The 24352-nt window shown below is 67.7% G+C and carries 21 protein-coding genes and 1 tRNA gene; 10 read left to right on the top strand and 12 right to left on the bottom strand.

All coding sequences use genetic code 11. From position 1 onward, the window contains the following. The first annotated feature begins 8 nt into the window (after positions 1-8). A complete protein-coding gene (locus AAG816_RS22075; RefSeq protein ID WP_341991845.1) occupies positions 9-1088 on the top strand; it encodes a tyrosine-type recombinase/integrase in 1080 nt (359 codons plus the stop codon). A gap of 26 nt (positions 1089-1114) precedes the next feature. On the opposite strand, the gene AAG816_RS22070 is transcribed toward AAG816_RS22075, so the two are convergent. From AAG816_RS22070 to rmuC, 5 genes are all read right to left on the bottom strand, one after another. Beyond that, positions 1115-1201: transfer RNA gene (locus tag AAG816_RS22070), tRNA-Leu, on the bottom strand. Positions 1202-1522: 321 nt separating this feature from the next. After that, positions 1523-2296, bottom strand: coding sequence for an enoyl-CoA hydratase (locus tag AAG816_RS22065; RefSeq protein WP_341991844.1), 774 nt, complete (start codon positions 2294-2296; stop codon positions 1523-1525). Between the two features lie 135 nt (positions 2297-2431). Continuing rightward, positions 2432-3463 carry a hypothetical protein gene (locus AAG816_RS22060; protein ID WP_341991843.1) on the bottom strand — a complete coding sequence of 344 codons (1032 nt, stop codon included), beginning with the start codon at positions 3461-3463 and terminating at the stop codon, positions 2432-2434. A gap of 80 nt (positions 3464-3543) precedes the next feature. After that, the gene (mutM, locus tag AAG816_RS22055) at positions 3544-4425 is read right to left on the bottom strand and encodes a bifunctional DNA-formamidopyrimidine glycosylase/DNA-(apurinic or apyrimidinic site) lyase (protein ID WP_341991842.1); all 882 of its coding nucleotides are present in this window, start codon (positions 4423-4425) and stop codon (positions 3544-3546) included. Positions 4426-4640: 215 nt separating this feature from the next. Beyond that, complete coding sequence (gene rmuC, locus AAG816_RS22050) at positions 4641-5849, bottom strand: DNA recombination protein RmuC (protein WP_341991841.1); 1209 nt, start codon at positions 5847-5849, stop codon at positions 4641-4643. Positions 5850-5931: 82 nt separating this feature from the next. Here rmuC and AAG816_RS22045 point away from each other — a divergent pair, with 82 nt between their 5' ends. The 4 genes from AAG816_RS22045 (at position 5932) to AAG816_RS22030 (ending at position 10637) form a co-directional block, all read left to right on the top strand. Next, complete coding sequence (locus AAG816_RS22045; protein ID WP_341991840.1) at positions 5932-6450, top strand: peptide deformylase; 519 nt, start codon at positions 5932-5934, stop codon at positions 6448-6450. Positions 6451-6485: 35 nt separating this feature from the next. After that, complete coding sequence (fmt, locus tag AAG816_RS22040; protein ID WP_341991839.1) at positions 6486-7409, top strand: methionyl-tRNA formyltransferase; 924 nt, start codon at positions 6486-6488, stop codon at positions 7407-7409. A 129-nt stretch (positions 7410-7538) separates the two neighbouring features. After that, positions 7539-8279 carry a tRNA pseudouridine(38-40) synthase TruA gene (truA, locus tag AAG816_RS22035; protein ID WP_341991838.1) on the top strand — a complete coding sequence of 247 codons (741 nt, stop codon included), beginning with the start codon at positions 7539-7541 and terminating at the stop codon, positions 8277-8279. 354 nt (positions 8280-8633) lie between these two features. Continuing rightward, positions 8634-10637 carry a methyl-accepting chemotaxis protein gene (locus AAG816_RS22030; RefSeq protein WP_341991837.1) on the top strand — a complete coding sequence of 668 codons (2004 nt, stop codon included), beginning with the start codon at positions 8634-8636 and terminating at the stop codon, positions 10635-10637. A 57-nt stretch (positions 10638-10694) separates the two neighbouring features. On the opposite strand, the gene AAG816_RS22025 is transcribed toward AAG816_RS22030, so the two are convergent. Both AAG816_RS22025 and AAG816_RS22020 read right to left on the bottom strand, forming a co-directional pair. After that, a complete protein-coding gene (locus AAG816_RS22025; RefSeq protein WP_341991836.1) occupies positions 10695-11924 on the bottom strand; it encodes an ArgE/DapE family deacylase in 1230 nt (409 codons plus the stop codon). An 85-nt stretch (positions 11925-12009) separates the two neighbouring features. Beyond that, on the bottom strand, positions 12010-13233 hold the full coding sequence (locus AAG816_RS22020; protein ID WP_341991835.1) for a urate hydroxylase PuuD: 1224 nt from the start codon (positions 13231-13233) through the stop codon (positions 12010-12012). A gap of 136 nt (positions 13234-13369) precedes the next feature. On the opposite strand from AAG816_RS22020, the gene AAG816_RS22015 reads away from it, so the two are divergent. Next, positions 13370-14296: a LysR family transcriptional regulator gene (locus tag AAG816_RS22015; protein WP_341991834.1), complete on the top strand. Its 927-nt coding sequence runs from the start codon at positions 13370-13372 to the stop codon at positions 14294-14296. Between the two features lie 40 nt (positions 14297-14336). Here AAG816_RS22015 and AAG816_RS22010 read toward each other — a convergent pair whose 3' ends face one another. Continuing rightward, a complete protein-coding gene (locus AAG816_RS22010; protein ID WP_341991833.1) occupies positions 14337-15728 on the bottom strand; it encodes a nucleobase:cation symporter-2 family protein in 1392 nt (463 codons plus the stop codon). Between the two features lie 208 nt (positions 15729-15936). Between AAG816_RS22010 and uraH the strand changes: the two genes are divergently transcribed. The 4 genes from uraH to AAG816_RS21990 all read left to right on the top strand — a co-directional run bounded on the left by uraH (position 15937) and on the right by AAG816_RS21990 (position 20570). Then, a complete protein-coding gene (gene uraH, locus AAG816_RS22005) occupies positions 15937-16290 on the top strand; it encodes a hydroxyisourate hydrolase (RefSeq protein WP_341991832.1) in 354 nt (117 codons plus the stop codon). A 6-nt stretch (positions 16291-16296) separates the two neighbouring features. Next, on the top strand, positions 16297-17745 hold the full coding sequence (gene puuE, locus AAG816_RS22000; RefSeq protein WP_341991831.1) for an allantoinase PuuE: 1449 nt from the start codon (positions 16297-16299) through the stop codon (positions 17743-17745). Further along, positions 17742-19004, top strand: a complete 1263-nt coding sequence (locus AAG816_RS21995) for an allantoate amidohydrolase (RefSeq protein WP_341991830.1) — start codon at positions 17742-17744, stop codon at positions 19002-19004. Before puuE ends, AAG816_RS21995 begins: the two co-directional genes overlap by 4 nt. A gap of 288 nt (positions 19005-19292) precedes the next feature. Next, positions 19293-20570 carry a cation:dicarboxylase symporter family transporter gene (locus AAG816_RS21990; protein ID WP_341991829.1) on the top strand — a complete coding sequence of 426 codons (1278 nt, stop codon included), beginning with the start codon at positions 19293-19295 and terminating at the stop codon, positions 20568-20570. A 27-nt stretch (positions 20571-20597) separates the two neighbouring features. On the opposite strand, the gene AAG816_RS21985 is transcribed toward AAG816_RS21990, so the two are convergent. The 4 genes from AAG816_RS21985 to AAG816_RS21970 are packed head-to-tail and all read right to left on the bottom strand — an operon-like array spanning position 20598 to position 24120. Beyond that, entirely contained in the window at positions 20598-21431 is an 834-nt protein-coding gene (locus AAG816_RS21985; RefSeq protein ID WP_341991828.1) for a phosphodiesterase, read from the bottom strand. 7 nt (positions 21432-21438) lie between these two features. Continuing rightward, a complete protein-coding gene (locus AAG816_RS21980) occupies positions 21439-22494 on the bottom strand; it encodes an ABC transporter ATP-binding protein (protein WP_341991827.1) in 1056 nt (351 codons plus the stop codon). Continuing rightward, positions 22491-23297, bottom strand: coding sequence for an ABC transporter permease subunit (locus AAG816_RS21975; RefSeq protein ID WP_341991826.1), 807 nt, complete (start codon positions 23295-23297; stop codon positions 22491-22493). The genes AAG816_RS21980 and AAG816_RS21975 overlap by 4 nt, the downstream gene beginning before the upstream one ends. 4 nt (positions 23298-23301) lie before the next feature. Further along, positions 23302-24120 (bottom strand): ABC transporter permease, encoded by an 819-nt coding sequence (locus AAG816_RS21970; protein ID WP_341991825.1) that lies wholly within the window; start codon positions 24118-24120, stop codon positions 23302-23304. Between the last annotated feature and the right edge of the window lie 232 nt (positions 24121-24352).

Below are 24352 nucleotides of genomic sequence, written 5' to 3'. Positions count from 1 at the left end.
GAGCTGACATGCCGCGCCCCAACCCGCCCCATCTGCATCGCGAACGCAGCCGCCACGGCGTCATCACCTGGTACGTTCGCCGCGACCACGGCAAGCGCATCCGGCTGCGCGCGGCATACGACACGCCCGAGTTTTGGGAACAGTACCGGGCGGCACTGGAAGGCGCTGCCGCCCGTGAGAACGGACCGCAGAAGGGTTCGCTTCGCTGGGCCATCGACCGTTACCGCGCAAGCTCTGCCTGGGCTTCCCTGGCACCGGCGACCCGCCGTGCGCGCGAGAACATCTTCCTCCAGATCGTGGAGACGGCGGGCAATGAGCCGCTCGGCCACATCACCCAACGGGCCATCATCAATGGCCGCGAGCGCCGCCAGAAGACGCCCCATGCCGCCAACAACTTCCTCAAGGCCATGCGCGGCTTTTTCGGCTGGGCCGCGGGTGACGGCGGACTGGTGACGAACGACCCTACCAAAGAGGTCAAGCTCTTGAAGGGCCGCAACGACGACGTGGGCTTCCACACCTGGACAGAGGAGGAGGTGCGCCGCTTCGAAACCAAATGGCCCGTAGGCACCCGCCAGCGCCTCGCGCTCGACCTCCTGCTCTATACCGGCCTGAGGCGCGGCGATGCCGTCAAGCTCGGGCGCCAGCACGCGCGCGACGGCTTTCTGTCCATCCGCACCGAGAAGACCGGCGAGCAAGTCACCTTGCCTCTCCTCGCACCCCTGGCCGCGTCCATCGATGCCACCAAGACCGGAGACCTGACCTTCCTCATCACGGAGCGCGGTCAGCCCTTCGCCAAGGAATCGTTCGGCAACTGGTTCCGCAAGGCCTGCACTGAAGCGGGCGTTCCCGGCTCCGCCCACGGCCTGCGCAAAGCGGGCGCGACCCGCGCTGCCGAGAACGGCGCGAGCGAACGCGAGCTGATGGCTCTGTTCGGATGGAGCACGGGGAAGATGGCGGTTCACTACACCAAGGCAGCGAACCAGAAGCGCCTCGCAACGGAGGCCGCTCACATGCTTCTGCCGAACCGAAGCACAAACAAAAACGCCCGCACCTTGGTTTCAGGTGCGGGCGGCAACTCCAAAATCTGAACGATCTCAGGAGGTTAAAAAATGCATGGTGCCCAGGAGAGGACTCGAACCTCCACGACCGTTAAGCCACTGGCACCTGAAGCCAGCGCGTCTACCAATTCCGCCACCTGGGCCCGAGGCCGTTAGGCCGTCGGGAGTGGTCCTTCTAAGGGGGAGCCTCCCGCCTTGTCAACGCCCCCTTCAAGAGCCACCGACAGAAACCGCGCCCCGCCCTCGAAACCGAGCCGCACGCCCCCGCCCGAGCCCAGCCCGAGGACGCCAAAATCCGAGCCCTGATGCGGGTTTCAAGCAGGGGAAGGCAAAAACGCGCGCGATACCAGAAGCCTGTGGACATCCTGACGCAGCGCTTTGCCGGCTGGGGATCGCCGCACGCGGCACGGGCCGCAAGGCCGCATCGCGCGCGGCCTTGCCCCGCTTCCCGCGCTGGCCGCGCCTCACTCGGGGTGGAAGTTGGCTTTGCGCTTCTCCACGAACGCCGCCATGCCTTCCTTCTGGTCCGCCAGGGCGAACTGCGCCTGGAACACCCGGCGCTCGAAGCGGATGCCTTCCGCCAGCGTGGTCTCATAGGCGCGGTTGACGCTCTCCTTGGTCATCATGGTCACCGGCGTCGACATCTCGGCGATGGCGGCGGCCACGCGCATCGCCTCCTCCACCAGATCGGCGGCCGGAATCACCCGCGAGACCAGGCCCACGCGCTCGGCCTCGGCCGCGTCCATGAAGCGGCCGGTGAGGCACATTTCCATGGCCTTGGACTTGCCGACGAAGCGGGTCAGCCGCTGGGTGCCGCCGGCGCCGGGCATGACGCCGATCTTGATTTCCGGCTGACCGAACTTGGCTGTGTCCGCCGCCAGGATGAAATCGCACATCATGGCCAGTTCGCAGCCGCCGCCCAGGGCAAAGCCGGCCACCGCCGCGATCACCGGCTTGCGCAGGCGCGACAGGCGCTCCCAGGAGGTGATGAAGTCGTCCACATACGTGGAGGGATAGGTGAAGTCCTTCATTTCCTTGATGTCGGCGCCGGCGGCAAAGGCCTTCTCGGAGCCCGTGACCACCAGGCAGCCGATGGCCGGATCGGCTTCGAACACATCCAGCGCCGCATTCAGATCGCGGATGATCTGCCCGTTCAGCGCGTTGAGCGCCTGCGGCCGGTTGAGCCGGATGAGGCCGACGCGGCCGCGGGTTTCCACCAGGATCGTTTCGTAGGCCATGCAACCTCCCTTGCGGTCGGAGCCACCGGGATGATCCCTTCAGCGCTCCGTTGCCCGCGTCCACATCAGGAGGATGTTTTATACGCACATCGCCGACCGCAACCAGCCCGCCCAAGGGCGCAGACGCGCGCCGGTCTATTCGAAGGCGTTGTCGAGAAAATACCATTGGCCGCAATTGGCGCGGACGATGGGCTCAAGGATCGCATTCAGAGCGATCACATCATCCAGCAGGGTTGCGGCGGGGTCGGTGTGGGAAGGAAGCGCCACCGCATCGGAGCAGGTGACGTGGAAGCGAGCGCCGTTCAGACGCACCCCATGGCCCACGAACACCTGTGCCCCGGTGAGCCGGGCAAAGCGCAAGGCGATGGCAAGGTTGCCGTCCAGATGCGGCGCCCGGTCGAAGAACGGCGCCATCACCTTGCCGTCGTGCACTTCGTCGCAGAACATGGAGACCGCGCCGCCCGCCTCCAGGGTGCGGATGGTGGGGCGCACCCCGGGCATGCCCGGCGGCAGCATGTGGACCCCGAACTGGCGGCGCACCCGCTCGGCGATCACCTGCTGGGCCGGACGGCCGGGCGGGGTATAGACCGCGGACCATTCGATGCCGGCGGACTGCATCAGCGCGCCCACCGCCTCCCAGTTTCCGGTGTGGCAGGCGACGATGAGCAGCGGGCCCTCCCGGTGTCGGCGCAACAGCGGTTCGGCATTTTCCACCGTGATCCGCCCGGATTGCACCAGCCGGTGCAGGATGGAGAATTCCGCCATCACCCGCCCGGCATTGTCGAAATGGCTGACGATCCGGGCTTCCACCTCCGCATCGCTCAAGCTGGGGTCGATGCGCTTGAGGTTGGCCCGCGCCCGCACCACCGCCTCGGGGTGGAAGCGCGGCCCCACGAACCGGCCCAGCGCGCCGCCGATGGCCGAGACCAGGCCGATGGGCAGGATGCGGAACAAGGCATGCAGGGCGAAGTCCGCTAGATCCTGCACGCCCGCGCCGCGCCAGTAGCGCAGCCACGCCGCCCGGCGCGCGCCCCCGGCCTTGAGATCCGCCCAGCCGGGAACCTGCGGCGGGGTCCAGACATAGGGTTTGCGGGTCTTCTTCGGCCCTGACGGGGGCGCATCGGCGCCGACAGGATCGACCGGTTCGCCCACATCCGATCCTGTCATGCGTCCCCCTGCCGCTTTCGCGATTTCCCGGCCACCGGCCTTGCGCGCTTATAGCCGCTTTGCCCGGCGGCGAGAGCCCCTCAACGCTGGCAGGAGGCGCAGTAGAAGGTGGAGCGCCCGCCCTGCACGATGCGCTGCACATGGCCCTTGCAATGGAAGGTGGGGCATGGCGCGCCCTCGCGGTCATAGACCTTGAAGGCATGCTGGAAATAGCCCAGTTCGCCATTGACCTGCTTGTGGTCGCGCAAGCTGGAGCCGCCCGCCAGGATGGCCGCGCGCAGCACGTCGCGGATCGCCGCCACCAAAGCCTCGGCCTCCGCGGTGGGCGCCCCGGTCTTGGTGGCCAGCGTGCCGGCGAGGCGCAGCGGGGAGAGATGCGCCCGGTGCAGCGCCTCGCAGACATAGATATTGCCGAGGCCGGCGACGAGCTTCTGGTCCAGCAGGGCCGCCTTCAGGGTGGTGCGCCGGCCTGCCAGCGCCTTGGCGAGATACTCCGCGTGGAAGGTGTTGCCCAGCGGCTCCGGGCCCAGGCTCCGCAACAGCGGATGGCTATCCATGTGGTCGTAGGGCACCAGCAGCATGGCCCCGAAGCGACGGGGATCGTTGAAGGTGATGGTGGCGCCGCCGGCGAGATGGAACACCACATGGTCGTGGGCGCCGGGCTCGGCGCGGGGATGATGGAACAGGCCGGGGCGGCCCTTCACCGCGGCGCCCTCGATGCGGATGGAGCCGGACATGCCCAGGTGCAGGATCAGCACCTCGCCGCCATCCAGGTCCGCCAGGAGATATTTGGCGCGGCGGCCTACGGCTTCCACCCGGCGGCCGGCCAGCCGCTCGACGAAATTGTCCGGCAGCGGCCAGCGCAGATCGGGACGGCGGGCCTCCGCGCTTTCGATGACGGCTCCCTGCAACACCGGCAATAATCCCCGGCGGACGGTCTCCACCTCTGGGAGTTCAGGCATTTTTTGTTGGCACCCCACGCCGCAAAGCCAGCCATTGGCGGCTGCTCGAATCATGACAGATTCTCAAGGCTACCGGCGCATTGCGGCAGCGCAAGGCACAATGCACTGCCATCCCCGCCACAACTTAGGCGACAGGCTTAAGAGCCGGGCACCGATTTGCCCAAGCCATCAGCACGGCGCGACCACGCCGCAGCCCGCGCGGTTCGAACGGACCGCTACTCCGCAGGCCCGTGCAACGGCGCGGTGCGCTGCGGGACCATGGCCGCGGATGGCGGCGGGCGGGTCGGCTCCGGCGGCGGGGTTTCGAACTCCAATTGCTCCAGCCGCAGACCGCGCTTGGCGATCTTGTCCGCGGAGACCATCACCCGCGAGACGTCGTCGCCCACCTGGGTGAAATGCTTGGACAGGTCGCCCACCCGCTCGCGCAGGCGCGTCACATCGCCCACCAGCAGGCCGACCTCGCGGCGGATGGCATCGGCCTGCTGGCGCATGCGGGCATCCTTGGCGATGGCCTGCACCACCTGGATCGCCAGCATCAACAGCGAGGGCGACACCAGCACCACCCGCGCCCGGAACGCCCGCTGGATCACCGCGTCGAAATGCTCATGCAGCTCCGCATGCACGGATTCGGAGGGCACGAAGATGATGGCGATGTCCTGGGTCTCGCCCGGCACGAGGTATTTTTCCGCCACGTCGGTGACGTGCCGCATCACATCCTGGGAGAGGCGCGTGCCGGCGGCGCGGCGGCCCTCGGGGGTCTGCGCCTCGCGGAACGCGGTGACGGCCTCCAGCGGGAACTTGGCGTCCACCAGCAACGGGCGCGGATCGCCCGGCAGAAAGATGGCGCAGTCCGGCCGCTTGCCGTTGGACAGGGTGTATTGGAAGGCGAAACTGTCCTTGGGCAGGCCGTCGGCGACGATGGCCTCCATGCGCGCCTGCCCGAAGGCGCCGCGGGCCTGCTTGTTGGACAAGGTGTCGCGCAATGACAACACCTGGGAAGACAGGTCTGTCAGGCTCCGCTCGGCCTTTTCCACCAGCAGCAGCCGCTCAGCCAGGGTGGTGAGGCTCTCATGGGTGGCGCGGGCGGCGGTGTTGAAGCTCTCCCCCAGGCGGTGCGAGGTGGAATCCAGCCGCTCCGACACGGCGCGGGCCAGTTCGCTCTGGCGCTGCGACATCACTTCGGTCATGGCCTGCACCCGGCCGGAGGTCTCCGACTGGAAGCGGGCCAGATCGCGCAACCGCGCCTCCAGCGCGTCCGCCCGCGCCGCCTGCTCGGAGGCCAGCACCGCCGCATCTTCGCCCCGCCCGCCGCTTCGGCGTGCCAGCAGCAGGAGCAACACCAGCACCAGCGCGCCCAGCACACCCGCCAGGGCTTCGATGGCGGTCACCGCATGGGTGCCGAGGAAGAACAGCGCGTCGGTCATGGCCGCTATGTAACGCGATTCCGCAAAACGAACAAACGGCGAACATATTGACCGGAGCGTTACCTTCGCCTATCTGGCAATCATGGCTATTCGTCCGATCCTCATCATCCCCGAACCCCAACTGCGTCAGATCTCGGCCCCGGTGCTCAAGATCGACCGCGACGTCGAGAAACTCGTCGCCGATATGCTGGAGACCATGTACGACGCCCCCGGCATTGGGCTGGCGGCCGTCCAGGTGGGCGTGAAGAAACGCGTCATCACCATTGATGTCGCGCGCGACGACGCGCCCAAGGATCCCATCGCCTTGATCAACCCGGAGATCATCGCGGTATCCGAGGAGACCTCGATCTATAATGAGGGCTGCCTGTCCATTCCCGAATATTACGAGGAAGTGGAGCGCCCCGCCCGCGTCACCGTGCGCTATCAGGATCTCAAGGGCGCCATGCAGCAGACCGAGGCCGAGGGGCTGCTGGCCACCTGCATCCAGCATGAGATCGATCATCTGAACGGCATTCTGTTCATTGACCATCTCTCCCGGCTGAAGCGCGACCGGGTCATCAAGAAATTCACCAAGGCGGCGCGGCGCGAGGCCGAGGCCTGATCCCGCGCCACGCCTGTCAGAGTTAAGGTCGCCTGATGCGCATCATCTTCATGGGCACGCCGGATTTTGCCGTGCCCACCTTGAGCGAGATCGTCGGACGCGGGCACGAGGTGGTGGCGGTGTTCACCCGTGCCCCCGCCCCCTCTGGCCGCCGCGGCCTCGACCTTACCCCCTCCCCGGTGCACACCGTGGCGGAGCGGTTCGGCATTCCGGTATTCACGCCCAAGTCGCTGAAGGGCGAGGAGGCGGCAAGCCAGGTCCGCGCGCTGGATGCCCAGGTGGCGGTGGTGGTGGCCTATGGCTTGATCCTGCCCCCCGCCGTGCTGGAGGCGCCGGAACTGGGTTGCCTCAATCTGCACGGCTCGCTGCTGCCGCGCTGGCGCGGCGCGGCACCGATCCAGCGGGCCATCATGGCCGGCGACGCGGAAACCGGCGTTGCGGTGATGCAGATGGAAGCCGGCCTCGACACCGGGCCGGTGGGCCTGCTGGAGCGCATCACCATCGCCCCGGACATGACCGCCGGCGAATTGCACGACCGCATGAGCCTCATCGGCGCCGATCTCATGGGCCGGGCCTTGGCGGCGCTGGAGCGCGGCGGCCTGCATTTCACCCCCCAGAGCGACGACGGCATCGCTTATGCCGCCAAGATCGAGAAGGCCGAAGCCCGCATCGACTGGTCGCGCCCGGCACGGCAGGTGCACAACATCATCCGCGGCCTGTCACCCTTTCCCGGCGCCTGGTTTCCGTTCGGCGCCGACCAGGGGCGGGTGAAGGTGCTGCGTTCCACCCTGGCTACCGGCTCCGGCGCACCGGGCACCGCGTTGGATGACGGCCTCACCATCGCCTGCGGCGAGGGCGCGGTGCGGCTGGTGGAATTGCAGAAGGCCGGCAAGCAGCCCATGGGCGCGGCCACCTTCCTGAACGGCAATGATGTGCCGGCGGGAACGCTGTTGGCTTGACGGCGCCCGCCGTCCTGCCATCTCTCCCTCAGGCATGATGCGCGAGCACAGGCGCCCGCCTATGCCTTGAGCTTCTGATTTGACGTCGGATTTTTCCGAAAACCGGTTCCCACTTTTCGGATCCTCCTGATGCCCCGCTACAAGCTCACCATCGAATATGACGGCACGCCCTACGCCGGCTGGCAGATCCAGAAGGACCTGCCCACGGTGCAGGGTGTTCTGGCCGAAGCGGTGGCGCGCTTTTCCGGCGAGGCGGCGCATGTGTCCGGCGCCGGGCGCACCGATGCGGGGGTCCACGCCACCGGGCAGGTGGCCCATGTGCAATTGACCCGCGCCTGGCGCACCGACCAGGTGCGCGATGCCATGACCGCCCATCTCCGCCCGCATCCGGTGGCGGTGGTGGCGGTGGATCTGGTGCCCGACGACTTCGATGCCCGCTTCTCGGCGCTGAAACGGCACTATCTCTACCGCATCATCAATCGCCGCCCGGACCTGACCCTGGAGCGCAACCAGGCGTGGCGCATTCCCCAGAAGCTGGATGCGCAGGCGATGCACGAAGGGGCCCAGCGCCTGCTGGGCAAGCACGACTTCACCACTTTTCGCGCGGCGGAATGCCAGGCGGCCTCGCCGGACAAGACCCTCGACCAATTGGACGTGAGCCGGCAGGGCGATGAAATCCGCGTGGTCGCCTCGGCCCGCTCATTTTTGCATCATCAGGTGCGCTCCATGGTGGGCTCGCTGGTGCGGGTGGGCGAGGGCCGCTGGAGCCCCGACGCCCTCGCCGATGCCCTCGCCGCCCGCGACCGCCGCCGCTGCGGCCCCATGGCCCCGGCGCACGGCCTCTATCTGGCGGCCGTCAGCTACCCCTGATCCGGCCTTTCGCCGCTGGAGCTCGCCCGACCCTGACCTGCCAGCGGCGACCGTGCCTCCACGCGACGCCCTGCGGCCTGCGTGTTCACACTCGGGGGGAGGCAGGGAAACGCTGCAACCCCTGCGGAAGATATTATTATTGTACCTCCTAAAATTGATCATAAGGCTGACTAATCAGCGGCGATTAAATTTCATGATTGGACAATGCAACGGAGCGATTTCTAGAATTCCCGGCCAGATAAAAACATTACCAAACCTTCCTGAATATTGCCGTGGGGATTTTGCGGAATGGCCATTACATTAGGCACCGACGTTACGGGCACCGCAGGACGCCGCTTCCATTTGCTCAAAAACATGTCAGTCGTTGCCCGTATCGCAGTCGGTTTTGGCCTGTTGATCCTCCTGATCCTTGGTGTTGGGATCTATTCTTTCCTGACCCTGTCGCAGCTCTCCGACGATCTCGCCAAGATCCGCCAGACCATCGATCGCACCACGGCGACCTCTGATCTGGAACGCCATCTCACCCAGATCTGGCCGGCCGTGGACGCCGCCATGCTGGAGGGCCAGAGCGGCGCGCTGGACACCGCCTTGAAGGGCGGGGCGCAATATATCGCCGCCAGCGGGCAAGAGGCTGCCGATCGCATCTATGGGCGCTACGCCGCCGGCATGCGCGAGGCCACCACCAAGACCGCCGCCGCTCTGGCAAATCTGAAGGCGCTGAGCGCCCTCGACCCCGCCTTCGACAAGGTGTTCGAAAACCTGATCGAACGCCGCAAGCTCATCTTCGACGCCGACGGCACGGCCGCCATCGCCAGCATCCAGGCCAAGGTGAACGCCACCCGCCTCACCCTGGCGCGGTTCGTCACCGACACCGGTCCCGGCCTTGCCGCCACCGATCTCCAGCAGGTGCGCAAGGCCGCCGAGACCCTGCAAAAGGACTGGGAGTGGGTGGCCGCGCAGTTCGACGATCTGGCCAAGGCCTCCACCGACCCCGCCGATCGCACCACCTATGAAGACGCCAGGAAGACGGCCACCGCCTACATCACCGAACTCAAGAGCCTGCTGCCCACGCTATTGGCCCGCGCCCAGATCCGGCGCGAGACCGTGGACGTGGCGCGCAACGAATTGGCCGGCCTGGTGCGGCAGGTCAATGACCAGCAGGGCGCGCTCCAGCGCACCACGGTCGACGCCGCCTATAACCTCGGCACCTCAACCAAGACCGCCATTCTCACCGTTTCCCTCGGGGCGCTGGTGGTGGGCGCGCTGGTGGCGGTGCTGGTGGGCTGGTCCATCGCCGGCCCGCTGCGCAAGCTCGCCGTCGTGGTGCAGCAGGTGGCCGCCGGCTCCACCGACGTGGACATTCCCGGCCGCGACGAGAAGAGCGAGATCGGCCTGCTGGCCCGCGCGCTGGAGGTGTTCAAGGCCAATCTGATCGCCGTGCGCGCCCTGGAAGAAGAAAGCGCCGCCCATGCGCGGCGGGAGGAAGTTGAGCGGCAGAACCTCTCGCAGTCGCTCTCCGATGCCTTCAAGGCCAATGTGTCCTCCATCGTCTCCGACGTCATGCGCGACGTGGATCAGGTGGGCCGGCACTCGGAAAGCCTGTTGCAGATCTCCGATACCGCCAAGGAGAGCGCGCGGGGCGCCCGCTCCGCGGTGGAAGCCACCAGTGGCGGCATCTCGGAAGTGGCCTCCACCTCCACCCAGTTCGCCGCCTCCATCCGCGAGATCGCCGGGCGGGTGGATGAATCCGTGCGCCTCACCCTGGCCGCCGTGGACCGGGCCCGCGAGACCGACGCGGTGATCGGCGAACTGGCGGTGTCCGCTTCCCGCATCAACGACATCACCCGCATCATCCAGCAGATCGCCGAGCAGACCAATCTGCTGGCGCTCAATGCCACCATCGAGGCGGCGCGCGCCGGTGAGGCGGGGCGCGGCTTCTCCGTGGTGGCGACGGAAGTGAAATCCCTGGCCCAGCAGACCGCCACCGCCACGCAGCAGATCGGTGCCCAGATCGGCGCCATGGAGCAAGCGGTGAACGGGGCTGCGGACTTCATCCGCCAGATTTCCGATCAGGTGGAGGCCATCAAGGGCCATGTCACCGGCATTTCCGCCAGCGTCGAGGAGCAGAGCTCTTCCACCGCCGTCGTCGCCGAGCATGCCCAGCGCACCTCGGAGCATGCGGACCTCGCCCGCGACAAGCTCGACACCGTCTTCACCCAGGCGGAAGCCACCCTGGACGCCGCCCGCAGCAGCCGCTCGGCCGCCGATACCCTGAAGACCCAGACCGTGAAGCTCCAGGGCGTCGCCAGCGATTTCGTGACCCAGCTGGAGACGCTCTGGACCCGCAAGCCGGCCTGAGCCGCAAACGGACGTCAACGGGCGGCCCGGACCTATTGATCCGGGCCGCCGATCTGATCACGCCAGCACTTCGGCCAGAGTGAGCGTCACCACTTCGGTGGCGAGCGTCAGGTCCGAGAGGCGCAGCTTCTCATCGGCGCGGTGGCCGTTGGCTTCCTCGATGGTGCGGGGGCCGGCGCCGTAGAGCACCACCGGAATGCCCGCTTCCGCATAGAGCCGCGCATCGGTGTAGAGCGGCACGCCATTGGTGGCCACCGGCTCGCCGATCACCGCCTCGGCGGTGCGGCACAGGATATCGGCGATGCGCAGGCTTTCCTCGCTCGCCACCAGCGGCCGGGCCAGCAGGATGCGGCGGATCTCCACCGAGGCGCCGGGATAGGTCGCCACCGCCGAGCGGATCACCGCCGAGACTTCGGCCTCCACCGTCTCCGGGTTCTCTTCCGGCACGATGCGGCGGTCGAGCCGCAGGGTGACCCGGTCCGGCACCACATTGGTGTTGATGCCGCCGGAGATCAGACCGACGGTGATCTGCGGCGAGCCGATGCCCTTGGTGGGCGAGACCGTGCCCTTCAGCGAGGCGCGATAGCCATAGAGCGCATCCAGCACCCGGCTGGTGGCTTCCAGCGCATCGACGCCGGTGTGGGGCAGCGCAGCGTGGGCGGACTTGCCCTTCACTTCCACTTCCAGATGCAGGCAACCGTTGTGGGCCACCACCACCGCATAGGCAAAGCCGGCGGAAATCACCGCGTCAGGCTTGGTGAGCCCCTCGGACAGGATCCAGCCCGGCCCCACTTCGCCGCCGATTTCCTCGTCATAGGTGAAGTGCAGTTCAATCGCGCCCTTCAGCGGCAGGCCGGAGCGCTTCAGCGCGTCCAGGGCGAAGGCATAAGTGGCGAAATCCGACTTGGACACCGCCACGCCGCGCCCGTACATCACCCCGTCCACCACGGCGGCGCCATAGGGATCCTGGCTCCAGCCTTCGCCGGGGGGCACCACGTCGCCATGGGCGTTGAGGGCGATGATCGGCCCGTCGCCGAAGCGGTGGCGCACGATGAGGTTGGTGACCGAGACCATGCCGGCCGCCCGCACCAGATCCTCCGGCACCGTGTGGCGCTCCACCTCGAAGCCCATGGCTTCCAGCAATTCCGCCGCGCGCGCCGCATGGCGGGCGCAGTCACCGGGCGGATTGTCGGACGGCACCTTCACCAGTTCCGCCAGGAATGCGGCCTGGTCGTCGGCCCGCTCGGCAATGAGCGCACGCAGGCGGGCGACATCAAGGCTGATCATGAGGCATCTCTTTCTTTACGTTTCCGACAGGGGGCATGCCCCCGGCGACGCAGCAGGTCAAGGCGGCAGGTCATGCCAGCCGCATTCAGGGCGCGGTGGCCCAGGCCTTGAGCACCGCGCGATCCTCCGGCGAGATCTCGGTGACATTGTTGGGCGGCATGGCGTGGGTGAGCACCGCCTGCATCAGGATCAGCGGCTTGTTGCGGGCGATGGCCTCCGGCGTATCCAAGAGGATGCCGCGCGGGGCGATGGCGATGCCCTCATAGACCGGCTCGGCCATGTGGCACATGGCGCAGCGGCCCATGACGATATCCTGGACCGGCGCCGGCACATTCACCTCCGTCGTCGGCGCGGCTTCCGCGGTCGTGACCAGGCTGGGCAAGCCCAGCGCGGCGCGGGCTGCCGGCGAGGTGGTGGCGCAGATGGCCACCGCCGCCACCAGGCAGGCCGCGGCCACGCCCCAGCACCACCACCAATTGCCGTTGCCGCCATGGCGCTGGTTGAAGAACACCCGGATCAGCGCCCCGCCGATCAGCGCCAGCGCCACGATGACATAGGCATAGGGCGTGGAATAGGTGAGCGGGTAGTGGTTGGACATCATCAGGAAGACGACGGGCAGCGTGAAATAGTTGTTGTGCGAGGAGCGCAGCTTGCCCGCCTTGCCGTATTTCGGATCCGGCGGCAGGCCGGCCTTGAGCGCCGCCACCACCTTGCGCTGGTTGGGCTGGATCACCAGGAACACGTTGGCGGTCATGATGGTGGCCATCACCGCGCCGGTATGGATGAAGGCCCCGCGCGGCGAGAACACGTGCTGGAAGAAATAGGCCATCGCCACCACGAACACGAACACCACGCCGCCGGTGGCAACCGCGCTCTTGCCCAGAGGCGAGCGGCAGACCAGGTCATAGAACACCCAGCCGAACGCAATGCCGCCCACGCCGATAAGGAAGGCGGTCAAAGGGGTCAGCGCCATCACGCCGGGATCGATCAGGAACAGCGTCGCCTGATAATAATAGGTCCAGACCAGCAGCAGCATGCCGGTGATCCAGGTGGTGTAGGATTCCCACTTGTGCCACATCAGGTGCTCGGGCAGATGGCTCGGGGCCACCAGATACTTCTTCACCTGGTAGAAGCCGCCGCCATGCACCTCCCAGGCTTCCCCGCCCTTGTCGGCGGGAATATCGGCGGCCGGGCGCAAGGCCGCATCCAGATGCATGAAATAGAACGACGCCCCCACCCAGGCCATGCCGGCGATGATGTGCGCCCAGCGCAGCAACAGGCTGCCGAACTCGTGCAGAATGGGTTCCATGTCAGGCGGCCCTCGGGAATGGCTGGCGCAGTGCGCGGATGAGAGAAGCGGAGATGCGACAGGCTGTCGATCCGGGCGCGGTTGGCCCGGCGCATCGGCGTGGATAGACTAAGCGCAGACCAGGGGGCCGGACGCCGTGCTCGAAAACATGCGGGCCTTCACCCAGGCGGTGGAGAGCGACAGCTTCTCGGAAGCCGCCCGGCGGTTGCGGGTTTCGCCCAATGTGGTGAGCCACCGCATCCAGGTGCTGGAAAAGCATCTGGGCTGCCGCTTGTTCAACCGCACCACCCGCCGCATGAGCCTGACCGAGCAGGGCCGGGTGTTCTATGAGACCGTGACCGAGGCGCTGCGCCTGATCGAGGCGGCGGAGCTGAACATTTCCGAACTGGGCGCCCTGCCCCGCGGCACGCTGCGGGTGGCGGGGCCGCTGCACCTGGGCCGGCGCCTGCTGGCGCCCATGGCGGCGCGCTATCAGGAGGCGCATCCGCAGATCGACGTGCGCCTGCGCCTGTCCGAACACGCGCTGGACCTGATCGCGGATTCCATCGACATCGAGTTGCGGCTGGCGGCATTCGAGGATTCCAGCACCATCATGCGCAAGATCGCGCAGGCCGAGCGCATGCTGTGCGCCGCCCCCGCCTATCTGGAGCGCAACGGCACGCCTGAGAAACCCGCCGACCTCCTGCGCCATCAATGCCTGCTCCTTCGTTTCGCCGGCCTGCGTGAATATCGCTGGATGCTCACCGACAAAGGCAAGGATCTTGCCGTTCCGGTCACCGGCCATCTGGAGGCCGACGACGCCGATGTTCTGACCCTCTGGGCCCTGGAAGGGCGGGGCATCGTGGTGAAGCCCCGCTTCGAAGTGGCGGACGCCCTCGCCGATGGGCGCCTGGTGCCGGTGCTGGAGCGCCACCCGCCCCGGCCCCTGACCCTGGCGGTGCTCTATCCCGCCCGCCAATTGGTGCCGCTGAAGGTGAAGGCCTTCGCCGACATGCTGGTGGACGAAGGCCGGCGCTATCTCGCCACCGAACTGGGCAAGCTGGGCGAGACGCCGCGGCCCTAACTGCCCGCGGATGGCGCCGTGCCCCTGCACAGATCCCCCCTCAATGGGCATCGGCCTGCTTGGCGGCCGCCACCACCTCATCGACGCTCGCGCCCTTGATGCCATTGAAGAACACGTTGAGCGCCACCGCCACGATGGCGGACAGCAGGATGCCGGATTCCAGCAGCGGATGCAGTTCGTGCGGCAGCGCCTTGAAGAAGTTGGGCGCCACCAGCGGGATCAGGCCGAAGCCCACCGCAATGGCCACGATGAACAGATTGTAGCGGTTGGTCTTGAAATCCACATGGGTCAGGATGCGCGCGCCGGTGGCCGCCACCATGCCGAACATCACCAGCCCGGCGCCGCCCAGCACCACCAGGGGCACCGCCTCCACCAATGCCGCCATCTTAGGCAAAAGCCCCAGCAGAAGCATGATGACGCCGCCGGCCACCGTCACCCAGCGCGAGCGCACCCCGGTCACGCCCACCAGCCCCACATTCTGCGAGAAGGAGGTGTAGGGGAAGGTGTTGAACAGGCCGCCAAGCAGCGTGCCGACCCCGTCCGCCCGCAGGCCGCGCGCCAGATCCTTCTGATCCACCGCCTTGCCGGTCATGTCGGAGAGCGCCAGGAACATGCCCAGGCTCTCGATCATCACCACCACCATGACGATGCACATGGTCACCACCGGCACCAGGTGGAAGGTGGGCATGCCGAAATGCAGCGGCAGCACCACATCCACCCAGCGGGCGGAGGCCACCTTCTCGAAATGCATGATCCCGAGCCCGGCGGCGACCACGGCCCCGGCCACGATGCCCAGCAGCACCGCCACATTGGCCAGGAACCCCTTGCCCCATTTGATCAGCGCCAGGATCACCAGCATCACGAACAGCGACAGTGCCAGCCCCGGCAGCGCGCCGTAATTGGGATTGGCCACCTGGACCACCTCGCCATTCACCACCTTGGTGAGCATGGGTAAGCCGCCCCCGGCCCAGTTGATGCCCACCCGCATCAATGAGATGCCGATCACCAGGATGATGGTGCCCGTCACCACCGGCGGGAACAGCGGCAGCATGCGCGAGATGAACGGCGCGACGATGATGGAGAAGATGCCCGCCGCGATCACGGAGCCATAGATGCCCAACAGGCCGATGTCCGGCGACGCCGCCATGGACAGCATGGGACCGACCGAAGCGAAGGTGACGCCCATCATCACCGGCAGGCGGATGCCGACGCCGGGAAAGCCCAGGCACTGCACCAGCGTGGCAAGGCCGCAGGCGAACAGATCCGCGCTGATGAGGAAGGCCACATCCTCCGGCGGCAGCTTGAGGGCGCGGCCGATGATGAGGGGCACCGCCACGGCGCCCGCATACATCACCAGCACATGCTGGAGGCCGAGCGCGACCAGCTTCGGCGCCGGCAGGACTTCGTCCACCGGGTTCACGGTTACGGTCATAAGTTCCCCCTGAATGCAGGCAGGCTAACGGGAAGGGCGTTTTTGGTCGTCGGGGACGTGCGCTTTGCGCTTACGTTGCAAGGCATCAGACGCCATTTTGCCAGCTTACGGAATGGCCGTGGAATGAGAAGATCTTCCGATTTTTTCGGAAAATGAACCGCCCCGAAGCCAGCTATGCTGTCGGCCCGGCAACGCAGGAGATGTGCCCATGGGGCGGCTCTCGACCCACGTTCTCGACACGGTGGCCGGCGTTCCGGCGGCAGGGGTGCCGCTGGAGCTGTACGCGATCGGCCCTGATGGCAGCCGGCACCTCTTGACCCATCGCACCACCAATGCGGACGGGCGCACCGATACGCCCCTGCTGGCGGGCGACGCCTTCAAGGCCGGCACCTATGAACTGGTGTTCCAGGTGGGCGACTATTTCCGCGCCGGCGGCGCCAAGGTCTCCGACCCGCCGTTCCTGGACCACATCCCGCTGCGCTTCACCATCGCCGGCGAGGGGCATTATCATGTGCCGCTGCTGTGCTCCCCGTGGAGCTATTCCACCTATCGCGGCTCCTGAGGCCCCATGACCAGCACCCTTTCGCACGCCCTCCCGCCTTATCCCCGCGACATGGTGGGCTACGGCCGCACCCCGCCCCATCCCCACTGGCCGGGCAAGGCGCGGATCTGCGTGCAGTTCGTCATCAATTATGAGGAGGGCGGCGAGCGCTCCATGCTGCATGGGGACGGCGAATCCGAAGCCTTCCTGTCGGAGATTTCCGGCGCCGAGCCCTGGCCCGGCCAGCGGCACATGAACATGGAGTCGCTGTACGAATTCGGCTCCCGCGCCGGCTTCTGGCGCCTGCACCGTCTGTTCACCGCCCGCAACATGCCGGTGACGGTGTTCGCCGTGGCCAAGGCGCTGTCGCACAATCCCGAGGCGGTGGCCGCCATGGGCGAGGCCGGCTGGGAGATCGCCAGCCATGGCCTGCGCTGGCTGGACTATCGCCACATCCCGGTGGAGACCGAGCGCGCCCATATCGCCGAGGCGGTGCGCCTGCAGACCGAGCTGACGGGCGAACGCCCGCTGGGCTTCTACCAGGGCCGCACCAGCGAACAGACCCTGGATCTGACCTTTGCGGAAGGCGGCTTCCTTTATTCCGCCGACACCTATGCGGACGAGTTGCCCTATTGGCTGGACAGCGCCTATGGGCCGCAACTCATGGTGCCCTATACGCTGGACGCCAATGACATGCGCTTCTCCATCCCCGCCGGCTTTGCCACGGGCGATGAGTTCTTCGCCTATCTGAAGGACAGCTTCGACCAGCTCTATGCGGAAGGCGCCACCGCCCCGCGTATGCTGTCCATCGGCCTGCATTGCCGGCTGGTGGGGCGGCCGGGCCGGGCCGCCGCTCTGGCCCGCTTCCTCGACTATATCCAGAGCCACAGCCATGTGTGGGTGGCCCGGCGCCTGGACGTGGCACGCCACTGGGTGGCCCACCATCCCCCGCCGGGCGGATATGTGCCCAGCCGCCTGTCGCGCGCTGTGTTCGTGGAGCGCTTCGGCGGTGTGATCGAGCATTCTCCCTGGATCGCCGAGGCGGTCCATGACGCCGGCCTCACCGCCGCGCATGACACCGCCGCGGGCCTGCATGAGGCCTTGGTGGCGGTGCTGCGGGCCGCGCCGCTGGAGCGGCAGATGGCGGTGATCCACGCCCATCCCGATCTGGCCGGCAAGCTGCTGGCGGCGAAGCTCCTGACCGCGGCCTCCACCGACGAACAGGCCTCCGCCGGCCTCGACCAGCTCACCGCCGCGGAAAAGGCCCGCTTCACCGCGCTGAACGACGCCTACATGCAGAAATTCGGCTTCGTCTTCATCATGGCCATCCGCGACCGCAGCAGGGACGACATCATCGCTGCCTTCGAGCGCCGGCTCACCCATGACGTGGCGCAGGAGCGGGCGGAAGCCCTGGCGCAGATCGAGCGCATCTCCCGCCTGCGGCTGGACCTGATCCTGCCGGGCACGGCCGGATGACCGCCCCCCGTTCCGCCCCGGCGTCAGGCGCCGATCCCTGCGACGGGGATGCCATCCTGGCCCGCCTGCGGGCGCTGGCGGCTTTCACCGACGTGCCCGGCGAGATGACCCGCCTCACCTTGTCCCCCGCCCACAAGGCCGCAGCGGCGCAAGTGGCGCAGTGGTTCGCGGCGGCGGGCATGGCGGTGCATCTGGATGCCACCGGCTCGGTGGTCGGCCGCTATGACGGGCTGGATCCGCACGCCCCCGCGCTCCTGCTGGGCTCGCATATCGACACCGTGCGCAATGCCGGCATCTTCGACGGCAATCTCGGCGTGATGCTGGGCTTGGCGGTGGTCGAGCAACTGGCCACCACGGGCCGGCGCCTGCCCTTTCCCATCGAGGTCCTGGCGTTTGCCGACGAGGAGGGCGTGCGGTTTCCCTCCACCCTCACCTCGTCGCGCGCCGTGGCCGGGCGCTTCGACCCCACCGCGCTGGACGATGTGGACGCGGACGGCATCACCCGCCGCGCCGCCTTGCAAGCCTTCGGCGTGATGGCCGACGCCACCGCGGCCTGCGATCGCACCCGCACGGCGCGGGCCTATGTGGAAGCCCATATCGAGCAAGGCCCGGTGCTGGAGCGCCTCGGCCTGCCGCTGGGCGTGGTGACCGCCATCGCCGGCGCGTCGCGCGGGCGGGTGGCGGTGCGCGGCCAGGCGGGCCATTCCGGCACCTTGCCCATGGAGATGCGCAATGACGCCCTGACGGCCGCCGCCGAGATGATCCTCGCCGTCGAAGCCCGTGGGCGGCAGGAGCCGAGCCTGGTGGCCACGGTCGGCACCCTGACCATTCCCGGCGCCGCGGTGAATGTGGTGCCGGGCACAGTGTCCTTCTCCCTGGACGTGCGGGCGCCGGACGACCATCAGCGGCTCGCCGCCTTGGCCGATATCCTCGCCGGCCTTGATACCATCGCCGCCCGCCGCGGCGTCTCCGTCGCGTTCGAGCGAACCTATGAGGAAGCGGCCGCCCCCTGCGATCCCGCCCTTCAGGCGGCGCTGGCGGCGGCGGTGGCGCGCACCGGGGTTCCGGTACACCATCTGCCCTCCGGTGCCGGGCATGATGGCCTGTCCTTGAACGGCGCGCTGCCCATCGCCATGCTGTTCGTGCGCTCCCGCAACGGCAGCCATAACCCGCGCGAGGACGCCAGCGCGGCGGACATCGGGCTTGCGGCGCGGACGCTGTGCGCCTTCGTCGAGGAATTGGCCCGCATCACCGAATAGGCCGGGATGCCGCCATCCGGTTTTTGCCGCCCGCACGCGCGTCGGCAGCGGAGTACGGCATTTTTCGCCCTCCATCCCCCTCGACACATTTTCGCCAAGCTGCCAGTTTGCCGCCCGATTGGACACGAGCTGTGCCGCGGGGGCGGCCCATCGCCAGCTGCCCCAGCCAGACAGCGCGGACCCGATGCGTCGTGCCACCTGCAATTCCGGGGCAAGGCGTCGATGCCAAACCTTGAGGCGCAGGCCCCGCCGCACGGCGGACAGGCGGATATTCGGAGCGGGGAACGCATGGGTAAACATCGCCTGACGCTGGTCATCGGCGTCGCCTTGGTCCTCGGCGTCATCGTCGGCTACATCAACCACACGCTCTGGCCCGATCCGGCCGACGCCAAGCCCATCGCCGATGGCCTGTCCATCGTCACCGAGATCTTCCTGCGGCTGATCAAGATGATCATCGGCCCGCTGGTGTTCACCTCGCTGGTGGCTGGCGTGGCGCACATGGGCGACATGAAGACCATCGGCCGCGTCGGCGGCAAGGCGATGCTGTGGTTCATCTCCGCCTCGCTGGTGTCGCTGTTCATAGGCCTGTTCATGGTCAACCTGCTGCATCCGGGCAAGGACCTGAACATGCCGCTGCCCGCGGCCAGCGCCAGCACCGGCCTGTCCTCCACCGGCTTCTCGCTCCAGGCCTTCATCAAGCATGCGGTGCCGGACAGCGCGGTGGGGGCGCTCGCCAACAATGAGATCCTCCAGATCGTCATCATCTCGATCCTGTTCGGCCTCGCGGCGGCGGCGGTAGGCCACCGGGCGCGCATCCTGGTGTCGCTGATCGAGGAAGTGTCCCATGTGGTGCTGAAGGTGACCGGCTTCGTCATGGCGCTGGCCCCACTGGCGGTGTTCGCCGCCATGGCCGCCATCGTCACCGAGCACGGGCCGGGCATCCTCATCACCTATGGCAAATACATCGGCTCGTTCTATCTCAGCCTGGTGGTGCTGTGGCTGGTGATCTTCGGCGCCGGCTATCTGGTGCTGGGCAAGACAGCGGTGCGCGTCATCTCCCTGGTGCGGGCGCCCTTCATCGTGGCGCTGACCACCGCCTCCAGCGAGGCGGCCTATCCCAGCATGATGCGGCAATTGGAGAAGGTGCCGGTGAGCGAGAAGCTGGTCAGCTTCGTGCTGCCGCTGGGCTATTCGTTCAATCTCGACGGCTCGATGATGTATTGCACCTTCGCGACGCTGTTCATCGCCCAGGCCTATGGCATCGAGATCGGGCTCGGGCAGCAGGTGATCATGCTGCTGGTGCTGCTCATTACCTCCAAGGGCATGGGCGCGGTGCCGCGCGGCTCGCTGGTGGTGGTGGCCGCGACCCTGGACATGTTCCATTTGCCCTCCGCCGGCCTCTTGCTGGTGCTGGGCGTGGACCAGTTCCTGGACATGGGCCGCTCCGCCACCAATGTGGTGGGCAACGGCATCGCCACCGTGGTGGTGGCCCATTGGGAGGGCGAGAATGTCCACGTCGGCGGCCCCGACGCGGACGAGGATGTGGCCATCGCCGCGGCGGTGTAAGCGCCGCGAAGACCGGCGGCGCCGCCGTCAGGCCGGCGCCCCCACCAGGCGGTTGTTGCGGTCGAAGAACGGATACGGCCCGTCATAGGGGCCGATGAAGCTGGTGTGGGTCACCAGCCGCCCATCGGTGAATAGATGCAGGTGCAGGCTGGGGGGCTCCATGTGGAAGCTCGGCGGCGCGCCTGGGTGCAGCGCCAGGCTGACCGCATGGGCCGGCGCGGGGCCAATACTGGCGGGCAGCCCGGCAAAGCGGGTGGTGACAGCGCGGTGCACATGGCCGCACACCAGCGCCTGCACCTGGGAATGGCGCTGCAACACCGCCTCGAGCCCGTCCGCATCGCGCAAATTCTGCACGTCCATATGCCCGATGCCGGTGAGGAACGGCGGGTGATGCAGCGCCACCAGGGTGGGACGCTCCGGCGCCGCAGCCAGTTGCGCTTCCAGCCAGGCAAGGCCCTCACGCCCCAGTTCGCCATGCGGCTTTCCGGGCACGGAGGAATCCAGCATCACCACGCGCACCGGATGCCCCTCCAGCACGTAATTGAGCTTGTCGCCCGCAGCCCCCGCGGCACGGACCGCCAGTTCGGGGAAGGCCGCGCGCAGGCCGGCGGAAGAATCATGGTTGCCGGGCACCGCGAACATCGGCATGGGCAGGCCGGCCAGCAGGGCGCGGAAGCGGGCATATTCCTCCGGCTGGTCGAAGTCGGTCAGATCGCCGGTGACGATCACCAGATCCGGCTGGGGCGACAGCGCCCGCAGATGGGCCACCGCCCGCTCCAGGAAAGCCGCCGTATCCACGACGCCATAGGCCAGACTGCCGGGGACGCGGATGTGGGTATCGGTAAGCTGAGCAATGAGCATGGAGTGATCAGACCAGAGCAAGACGGGAGGGATCCAGAGCAACACCCACGGTGTCGCCGGCAACAAGCGGCAGATCGGGCGAGGCCTCGACGGTGATTCGCGCGCCATCGCCTGCCGAAAGCAGGACGCGCTGGCGCGCCCCCTGGAAATGCACCTGTTCGACCTTGAAGTGAAGGCTACTCTCCGCAACGCCGCACAGCCGGGCGCCTTCCGGCCGGAACGCCAAGGTCGCGTGCGCGCGATCCGGACCCGTCACCGGAACCCGTCCCGCCGCGCCCTCGAAGCTGCCGTTGCGCACCATACCGTCCAGGCGATTGGTGATGCCCACGAAAGAGGCCACGAAATCGTTAGCCGGCTGGAAGTAGATCTCCCGCGGCGTGCCGATCTGGGCGATGGCGCCCTGGCGCATGACCACGATGCGGTCCCCCAGCGCCAGCGCTTCCGCCTGGTCATGGGTCACATAGATGGCGGTGATGGCGAGGCGCCGCAGCAGAGCGTCGATCTCCGCGCGCAGATGCTCGCGCAAGGCGGCGTCCAGCGCGGTCAAAGGCTCATCCAGCAGGATGGCGCGGGGCCGCACCGCCAGCGCGCGCGCCAGGGCCACCCGCTGGCGCTGGCCGCCGGAAAGCTGGTCGATGCCGCGGTTGGCCAAGGCGTCGATGCGCATCATCTCCAGCACTTCAGCGGCGCGGGCGAGGCGCTCGGCCTTGGCCACGCCGCGCACCCGCAGGCCATAGGCGACGTTTTCCACCACCGTCATGTTGGGGAACAGGGCGTAGGACTGGAACACCATGCCCACGTTGCGCTTCTCGATCGGCTTGGCGGTGACGTCCTCCGCATCGAAGCGCACCACGCCGCCGGCGTCGGGGGCTTCCAGCCCGGCGATGATGCGCAAGGTGGTGGTCTTGCCGCAGCCGGAGGGGCCGAGCAGCACCACGGTCTCGCCGGCGGCGATGGCGAGGTCCACCGGCTCCAGGGCGCGGGTGCCATCGGCGAAGGTCTTGGCGCAGGCGGTCAAGGTGATGGCGGCGCCGTGGGCGGCCAAGGGGGCGGTTTCGGTCACGGGCGGGACTTCCGGGCTTTGGCCTTCCGCTCGCCGGCCAGCATCTGGATGGCGATCAGCAACGGCACGATCATGATGAAGAACACCAAGGTGTAGGCACTGGCGATTTCCAGGCGCATGGAGGCGTAGCTGTCCGCCAGCCCCACGGGCAGGGTCTGGGTGAGCGGGGTGTGCAGCATCCAGGTGAGGTTGAACTCGCCGATGGACAGCGTCACCACCATCAGCGCCCCGGCCAGAATGCCCGGCCGCGCATTGGGCACCACCACCTGGATGAAGCGCTGCCAGGGCGAGGCGCCAAGGCTGGCCGCGCCCACTTCCAACGTGCGCACATCCACGGCGGCCAGCACCGCCATCACCGAGCGCAGCATGAAGGGCAAGGTGTAGAGCACATGCCCCACCAATATGAACAGCACGCTGGCGCGGAACTCCCGCACCCCGCCATAGGTGAGGATCAGGGCCAGCGCCAAGGCGAGGCCGGGGATGGCGACGGGCAGCGTCACCACTTCCTCCACCAGCCGCGACATGCGGCCCGGCTTGCGCACCAGCGCCCAGGCGGCGGGCACGCCGATGACCAGGGTCACCGCCAGGGTGCCGAGCGCCAGGCCAATGGAGCGGAAGATGGTGGGGGCATAAAGGCCCCACACCTGCGCCACCCACTCCAGCGTCAGGCCGGAGCGCACGCCCTGGAAATAGTTCACGGTGAGGCCGGCGAGGATGGAGGTGGCCGCCGGCACCACCAGAAAGGCGGCCGCCAGCAAGGTGATGAGCAGTTGCAAAGCAAACACGAGGGGATGGCTGCGCATGGTCTCAGCCCGCCGCCGCGACGCGGTCGCCGGAGAGGTTGCGCGTCGCCGCCAGCACACCCCAGGTGATGAGGCCGAGCGACAGCGACAGCGCGGCGGCGCTGGCGAAATTCGCGTTCAAGGTGAACTCCGTATAGATGCTCATGGCCAGCACATCGATGCGCGTGGCGAGCGTAAAGGCGGTGCCGAAGGCGCCCATGGCGGTGGCAAAGGCGATGGCGCCGGACGCCATCAGCGAGGGCGCGATGCCCGGCAGCGTCACGTCGCGCAGCACCTGCATCCGGCTGGCCCCCAACGAGCGGGCGGCCTCTTCCAGTGCCGGATCCAACTTCTCCACCGCCGCCATCAGCGTCACCAGCACGCGGGGCAAGGAAAAATAGACATAGCCCGCGAACAGCCCGGCCATGGAATAAGCGAACACCAGCCGCCCCATGCCCAGCGCCTGGGTGGCGCTGCCGATCAGGCCCTGGCGCCCGGCCAGCAGGATGACCATGAAGCCCACCACCACGCCGGGAAAGGCCAGCGGCAAGGTGAGCAAAGAGATCAGCACCACCCGTCCGGGGAAGCGGTTGCGGCCCAGGAACAGGGCCACCACCACGCCGATGGCCAATGTCGCCAGCGTCACCGCGATGGACAGAACGAGGGTGGCCACCAGCGTGCCCAGATGGCGGGCATTGGTGAGGATGCTGAGATATTCCCACGCCCCGTTCGGCCCCTGCCCGGCCACCAGGACCAGCCGCACCAGCGGCAGCAGGAAGAAGGCCAGGACGAACACGCCCAAGGGCAGGAGAAACAGGCGGGCCAGACGGTCGGCGCTATTCATGGCTTTCACTTCGGAGCGAGGACCACCGCGCGGACGCGGTGTGTATTGATCATCGGCTAACTGGTCGCCTCCCCCCCCGCGCAGCGCGCCCCCTCCCCCCTTGCGGGGGAGGGTTGGGGAGGGGGGTGAAACGGCTGCCCACGGGCACCCGGCAAGATGGAGGCATAAAGATCCCAGTGCGGGACCCGTCCCGGCACACGCGCCGGCGACCGGCCACAGAAGGAGAGCGTTT

It is taken from the genome of Azorhizobium sp. AG788 (assembly GCF_943371865.1).
Classification (GTDB): Bacteria; Pseudomonadota; Alphaproteobacteria; order Rhizobiales; family Xanthobacteraceae; genus Azorhizobium.
This window is presented reverse-complemented; position numbering and strand designations above follow the sequence as displayed.